The 5,591-nt window shown below is 64.5% G+C and carries 8 protein-coding genes and 2 pseudogenes; 8 read left to right on the forward strand and 2 right to left on the reverse strand.

Going from position 1 to position 5,591, the window contains the following annotated elements; all coding sequences use genetic code 11:
- From NP3_RS50145 to NP3_RS45675, 6 genes and pseudogenes are all read left to right on the forward strand, one after another.
- Nucleotides 1–246: pseudogene (locus NP3_RS50145) on the forward strand (hypothetical protein); the annotation flags it as partial.
- A gap of 37 nt (nucleotides 247–283) precedes the next feature.
- Nucleotides 284–1,249, forward strand: coding sequence for a DUF1702 family protein (locus NP3_RS45655; protein WP_063047923.1), 966 nt, complete (start codon nucleotides 284–286; stop codon nucleotides 1,247–1,249).
- Between the two features lie 2 nt (nucleotides 1,250–1,251).
- Entirely contained in the window at nucleotides 1,252–2,064 is an 813-nt protein-coding gene (locus NP3_RS45660) for an SDR family oxidoreductase (RefSeq protein WP_063047924.1), read from the forward strand.
- Entirely contained in the window at nucleotides 2,064–3,077 is a 1,014-nt protein-coding gene (locus NP3_RS45665; protein ID WP_063047925.1) for a UbiA family prenyltransferase, read from the forward strand. The genes NP3_RS45660 and NP3_RS45665 overlap by 1 nt, the downstream gene beginning before the upstream one ends.
- A 34-nt stretch (nucleotides 3,078–3,111) precedes the next feature.
- Complete coding sequence (gene idi / locus NP3_RS45670) at nucleotides 3,112–3,720, forward strand: isopentenyl-diphosphate Delta-isomerase (RefSeq protein ID WP_063047926.1); 609 nt, start codon at nucleotides 3,112–3,114, stop codon at nucleotides 3,718–3,720.
- A 166-nt stretch (nucleotides 3,721–3,886) separates the two neighbouring features.
- The gene (locus NP3_RS45675; RefSeq protein ID WP_063047927.1) at nucleotides 3,887–4,357 is read left to right on the forward strand and encodes a nuclear transport factor 2 family protein; all 471 of its coding nucleotides are present in this window, start codon (nucleotides 3,887–3,889) and stop codon (nucleotides 4,355–4,357) included.
- A 229-nt stretch (nucleotides 4,358–4,586) separates the two neighbouring features.
- Here the strand turns inward: NP3_RS45675 and NP3_RS50150 are convergent, their stop codons facing one another.
- Together NP3_RS50150 and NP3_RS50155 are read right to left on the reverse strand one after the other, a co-directional pair.
- Complete coding sequence (locus NP3_RS50150) at nucleotides 4,587–4,832, reverse strand: NmrA family NAD(P)-binding protein (RefSeq protein ID WP_218025082.1); 246 nt, start codon at nucleotides 4,830–4,832, stop codon at nucleotides 4,587–4,589.
- Complete coding sequence (locus tag NP3_RS50155; RefSeq protein WP_218025083.1) at nucleotides 4,826–4,993, reverse strand: hypothetical protein; 168 nt, start codon at nucleotides 4,991–4,993, stop codon at nucleotides 4,826–4,828. Before NP3_RS50155 ends, NP3_RS50150 begins: the two co-directional genes overlap by 7 nt.
- Before the next feature lie 26 nt (nucleotides 4,994–5,019).
- Between NP3_RS50155 and NP3_RS51070 the strand changes: the two are divergent.
- Both NP3_RS51070 and NP3_RS51770 read left to right on the forward strand, forming a co-directional pair.
- Nucleotides 5,020–5,220 (forward strand): annotated as a pseudogene (locus NP3_RS51070) (helix-turn-helix domain-containing protein); the annotation flags it as partial.
- A gap of 163 nt (nucleotides 5,221–5,383) precedes the next feature.
- Nucleotides 5,384–5,591, forward strand: a 208-nt coding sequence (locus tag NP3_RS51770; RefSeq protein ID WP_373864844.1) for a hypothetical protein, incomplete at its 3' end; no start/stop codon positions are given.

The following is a 5,591-nucleotide window of genomic DNA, read 5'->3' on the forward strand; positions in this document are numbered from 1 at the left end:
TCGGGCGAGTCGGTGGTAGCTGAATCGGGTGAGGCGGTGGCGGTTGAGTCCAGTGAGCTGGCGGCAGTTGAGTCCGGCGATCCGGCGGTGGTCGAGCCTGGCGAGCTGGTTGCGGTTGAGTCGGATGAGCCGGTGGTAGCTGAGTCGGGCGAATCGGTGGCGGTTGAGTCGGACGATCCAGCGGCGGTTGCGTCCGGCGATCCGGTGGCAGTCGAAGCGGAGAAGGAACCGGCGCGGTCTTCATAGCCGAGATAAACACCGCCGCAACAGAATCGAGGTTCAAATGCCATCACTGATCGGACCGCTTCGCTCCACCCTGCTCGGCACGAATATCGAGCGAGAACCGCTGAAACGCCCCGGCTTCGCGACGCCGAGCCCGGCGACCGCGGCCGAACTGGAGCGGGTCGCCACCCACCTGTCCACCAGCATCCACGTCGCCGTATGCAGTAAGAACAATGCGGAGTTGATCGAGCAGATCCAACAGCTGCCCGAGCAGTACCAGGGCTTCGCATTCGAGGGCGCCGCAACGGGTCTCGCGGCCGTCGACTCGATCACCCCGTTCAGCCACCGCGCCGCGGACCTGTTCACCGGTCCCGCGGCCAAACACGACCTGACCATGTACGTCGGCGTCGGTCTTGCGATGGGTAAGATTCCGAAACCGATTTGGAAGAAGGTCTTTCCGGAACATCCGGTGTACCGCTGGCTCGCGATCGACGGATACGGCTTCTACAACGCCTTTTTCCGTACCGAGAAATACATCGACCGCCAGCACGTCGACCAGCGCTACCCGTCCTGGATGGGGGACACCGCACCGCTGAAACGGGCTGCCGATCAGGGCATCGGGCGTGCACTCTGGTTCATCGGCGGCGGCTCGGTCGACGGTGTCGCATCGCGGATCGCGGAGTTCGACCCGAGCAGGCATGCCGACCTGTGGAACGGCATCGGCATCGCGACCACCTTCGCCGGTGGTGTGGAAGTCGCCGACCTGGAAGCGATCCGGTCACTGGTGCCGCAGTTCCATCAGCAGTTGGCGGCGGGATCGACCATGGTCGCGAAGATCCGGCAGCAGGCCGACAGCGCCACCCCGCACACCGAGGTCGCGGTGCGGACCTACACCGGCCGCACCATCGACGAGGCCGCGGCCTTGATCGATAAGGCGTTCGTCGGCATACCGGAGGACGGCACGGCCACCAGTTATCATGCCTGGCGCGACCGTCTCGGTGAGCTCGCCGTACCCGGCGGGAACTGAAAATGACTGTGCGCTGGACGGATAAGCATGTAATCGTCACCGGCGGCTCCGATGGCATCGGAGCCGCCGTGGCCGCCGCGTTCGCCATGCGCGGCGCGCGCGTCTCGGTCATCGCCCGGCGGGAGGCGCCACTGCGCACCACCGCCGAGCGGATCGGGGCCGACTGGCGCACCGCCGATGTCACCGACCGAACGGGGCTCGCCGTCGCCGTAAAAGAACTGGAGGAACGCAACGGAGCCTGCGCGGTGATCGCCTGCTGCGCGGGTCTCACCCTGCCCGGACTCTTCCTCGACATCGACAGCGATGAATTCGGCATCCAGAGCGATGCGAACTATCTCGGCTCGGTCAATGCCATTCGATGTGTACTGCCCGGCATGGTCGAACGTGGCGAAGGGCGTGTCCTGCTGACCAGTTCGACGGCGGCCTTCCTCGGCATCCCTGGATATTCGAGCTACGGGCCGACCAAGGCGAGCGTCCGCCAGCTCGGGCTGTGCCTGCGCTACGAAGTCGAGCCCGCCGGAGTGACGGTATCCGTGCTGTACCCGGCCGACACCGACACTCCCGGACTCGCCAGGGAGAACCTGCGCAAACCGGCCGAGACCAAAGCCATTACCGGTTCGATCAAGCCGATGCCCGCCGACAAGGTCGGCGAAGCCGCGGTGCGTGGCCTGGAGCGGGGCCGCCACCACATCACGCTGGATCCACTCACGACGTTCTTCATGCGGTGGGCCAATCTTCCGGAGGATCTGTCCCGGCCGTTCTTTCGCCGCAGTATCGCCCGAGCACGTCGACATGCACAGCAGGAGCAGACCTGATGTCCACCACAGTCAGCGGCGGGGAAGCCTCGTTGCGTGCACAATTACGCCGCATCTTCACCGCGGGCCCCGGTGAGGAAGGGCGTCCGCTGCCGCTGCGCACGAAGATCAACTACGCACTGTGGCTGACCCGCCCCGAAATCGCGCCGATGTCGGGTGCGGTCATGGTGGCCGATGTCCTGTTCAGCGCGCACACCGGCGCCGAGATCTGGTCGGCGCCGATGATCGTGGCCGCGGTCATGCTGGCCGCCGCGATTCAACTGTTGCACGTCGCCAATTGCCTGGCCGATCGCTGGGTGGACGTCGAATACAAATCCAAGTTCTCCCGCATGGTTCGAGATCTCGGCGTGCGATTCGTAGCCTGGCAGATCTACCTCACCACCGCGGGCATCGGCGTCGGTGCCGTCTACCTCGCCGTGGCGACCGGGCATCTCGATCTGCTGCTGATCATTCCGGTCGGCACCCTGTTGCTGCTCGAATATTCGTTGCCACCTTGGCATTTCAAGGCCGCCGGATTCTGGCAGATCCCATGGACCTACATCATGACCATGGTCTTTCCTGGCATTGTCGTGCTCCGGCTGTACGACCGCCCGATCGAAATCCCCGCGCTCATTGCCATTCTCGGCTTGGGGCTGACGACCACCGGAGTTTTCGTCGCGAACACCGCCGAAGACATTCCGGAAGACACCGAGCACGGATTCCGGACCTCGGTGGTGGCGCTCGGTCTGCGCGTCTCGCTGATCGAGTCGATGACGCGGGTCACCGTCGGCGCCGCACTCGTGGCGGGGTCCGTCGTGGCCATGGTGGGATTTACCTGGACATTGTTCGTGTATGCCGTTGGCGTGTCGATCGTTATCGGCTACCTGGGCCGGACCCAGCTCGGCACCTGGGGCAAGTCGCTGGACGACGCCATGCCGCTCGTCCGATCGCAGGCGAAGCTGTTCGTATACATGGTCGCGCTCGTCGCTTGGGCGGCCGTCGTTCCGGCTGCCGCGGTGTTCTGCCAACGATGAGCGGATCGCGAAAGACCATGGAGCCACGATCGTCATGACCACCGAGATTCGCTCCGACCGCGAGGCTCTGCTCGTCGAACTCGTCGATGAGCACGGCCGCGCGATCGGATCACGTTCCGTGGCCGAGGCGCACCGCCCACCCGGGTACCTGCACCGCGCCTTCTCCGTACTGCTGTACGACGCGTCCGGACAGATCTTGCTGCAGCGCCGGGCGGCAGTCAAAACCCGCTTCCCACAATGCTTTTCGAACACCTGCTGTGGTCATCCCGCACCCGGTCAGGATGTGGTCGCGGCAGCATCGATCCGGCTGATGGAGGAGCTGAACTTGACCGTCACGGAGTTGACCGAGGCGGGCATCTACCGCTATCGGGCCGCCGACCCATGCGGCGATCAGGTGGAGCACGAATGGGATCACGTGCTGGTCGGCGCCATATCCGGCGACCTACCCGACCCCAACCCGGCCGAGGTCTCCGAATGCGCCTGGGTCGACCCCGCCGAGCTGCTCGGACGTGTCTCGACGGCACCCGAGTCCTATACCCCTTGGCTGCGAGGTGTCCTCGAGATCGCCACGCGTGCAGCTGATTTCACTCGGGTGGGCAACGAGCAGCCCTCGACCAGGGGCTCGATCAGTGGGTCTTCCTGACCTGCGCGAGAGCGTGCTCTGCTCAATAAGAGTGTAATAATATGGTCCAGTATGCGCTATCTTGCCCGAAACTTTCGCGACAAATCGTCAAATTGTGCCTGAAATGTTGAAATGGGTATAAGGTATGTCGCTGGAATGGCAATAGGCAGTACCAGGAGAGGCTGAGATGACGAGCGAGCTGGCCGGTATCGCGATCGAAGCGATGCGATTGCAGAACGCATATGCGCGTGCGATCGACACGCGCGACTGGGACCTCTTTCGGACGCTGTTCACCCCCGACGTTGTCGCGGAGTACCCGGGCATGCCGTTCTCGGGGATGGAGCACTGGTTGGAGTTCTTCGTGCCCTTCCACGACGACTGCACCTGGATCCAGCACGCGATGACCAATCACGTCGTCGGTGCGGACGCCGACGGTATCTGGGGGACCTGCTACGGGTTCGTCGAGTGGACGATGCGCGATAAACCGAAACTCATCAACCGGTCACGAACGCTATACCGTGACCGACTGATTCAGCAGAACGGATCGTGGATCATCGCCCGCCGCAAATGCGACCTCCTCATGAACCAGCCCGACGCCCCCATCCCCGACGGCATCACCTACCCCCACTCCGTCCTCGACCTGGCCGACATCTCGTAGCACAGCGCGCGCTTGCCCGAACGGCGGCGCACAACTACCGGAGTATCGGACGAGAATGCGCTGGTGGAGAGACGCTCTCGAGGTTTGCCGCGACCATTACATTCTCGGCCGAAAGTCGGGCGTAGAGATTTCATGGCTTCCAGTTTGTTTCGCGCAGCCAGGTTGCCAGGTCCATAGGTTCGGGTGGTCCCTGCGCAGTGCTGCGAGGTCCACTGGTTCGTCGGGACGGTCATTGAAGTAACTGAACATTTTTTGCTACCTGTTCGATCGGCACCAGGAAGCGGCGGGCGGGTAATCCCGCTGTGCGGCCGAAGATTTCGGCGATTTGAGGAGGGGTCAGTCGGTCGCCTGCGATGGGAACTTTGCGGCCGAGGAAGTCCGCGGGCCGGTCGAAGGCGATGGCGGCGAAGGCGCCGATATCGTCTACCGAGATCAGCGATACCGGGATATCCGCTCGGACAGCGAGATTCAGCACGAGCCCGTCCGCGTCGACCACACCAGATGCTCGATGCCGGACTCCGCGGCGATCTCGGCCACCGCCTTATCCCGCCGCTCTTCGGCCGCGATGCCCTCGGCGGTGATGTGTGCGTCGGTCATCATGGTCAACATCAGGAACACGCCGTAGGCGCCGTCCATTGGCCGACCGCACCGACGCGATTTCGATGAGATCGGCGCCGCTCTCGCGCAGTGCGTGCGCCGCCGCCGATTCCAGATCGCGCACGAATGCGTGGACTTCCCAACCGCGTTCGAGTAGTTGCGCTGTGGTCGCCCGGCCGCCGACGACACCCGGCCTGCGTCGCGAGGGGGTCGCCGAACTCGCCGGGGTGAGCCTGACCTGGTACGCCTGGCTCGAACAGGGCCGCAAGATCGCGGCGAGCCCGCAGGTGGTCGACGCGCTGGCCAGGGCATTGCGCCTCGATGCCGGACAACACCACCTGCGTCGCCCGGCCGAACTCGCCGATCCGGTGGCCGCGGCCCAGCCCGGCGAGGCCATGTCCCCAGCTACAGCGTCTGGTCGATTCGATGATGCCCAGTCCCGCGGTAATCCACGACGGCCACTCCAATTTCATGGTCCGCAACCAGGCCCACACCCGCCTACACATCGACCCCGCCGAACTCGCCCCCCCGCCCCAACATGCTCCGGATGATGCTCACCCCCAGCTAAAACCGCGCCACCACGCGCAACCGAGCACCAGCGCCCCACACAATCCTGACCCAATTCCGCCCCCTCCCC

Origin of the sequence: Nocardia pseudovaccinii NBRC 100343 (assembly GCF_001613225.1) — a bacterium.
Lineage (GTDB): Bacteria > Actinomycetota > Actinomycetes > Mycobacteriales > Mycobacteriaceae > Nocardia > Nocardia pseudovaccinii.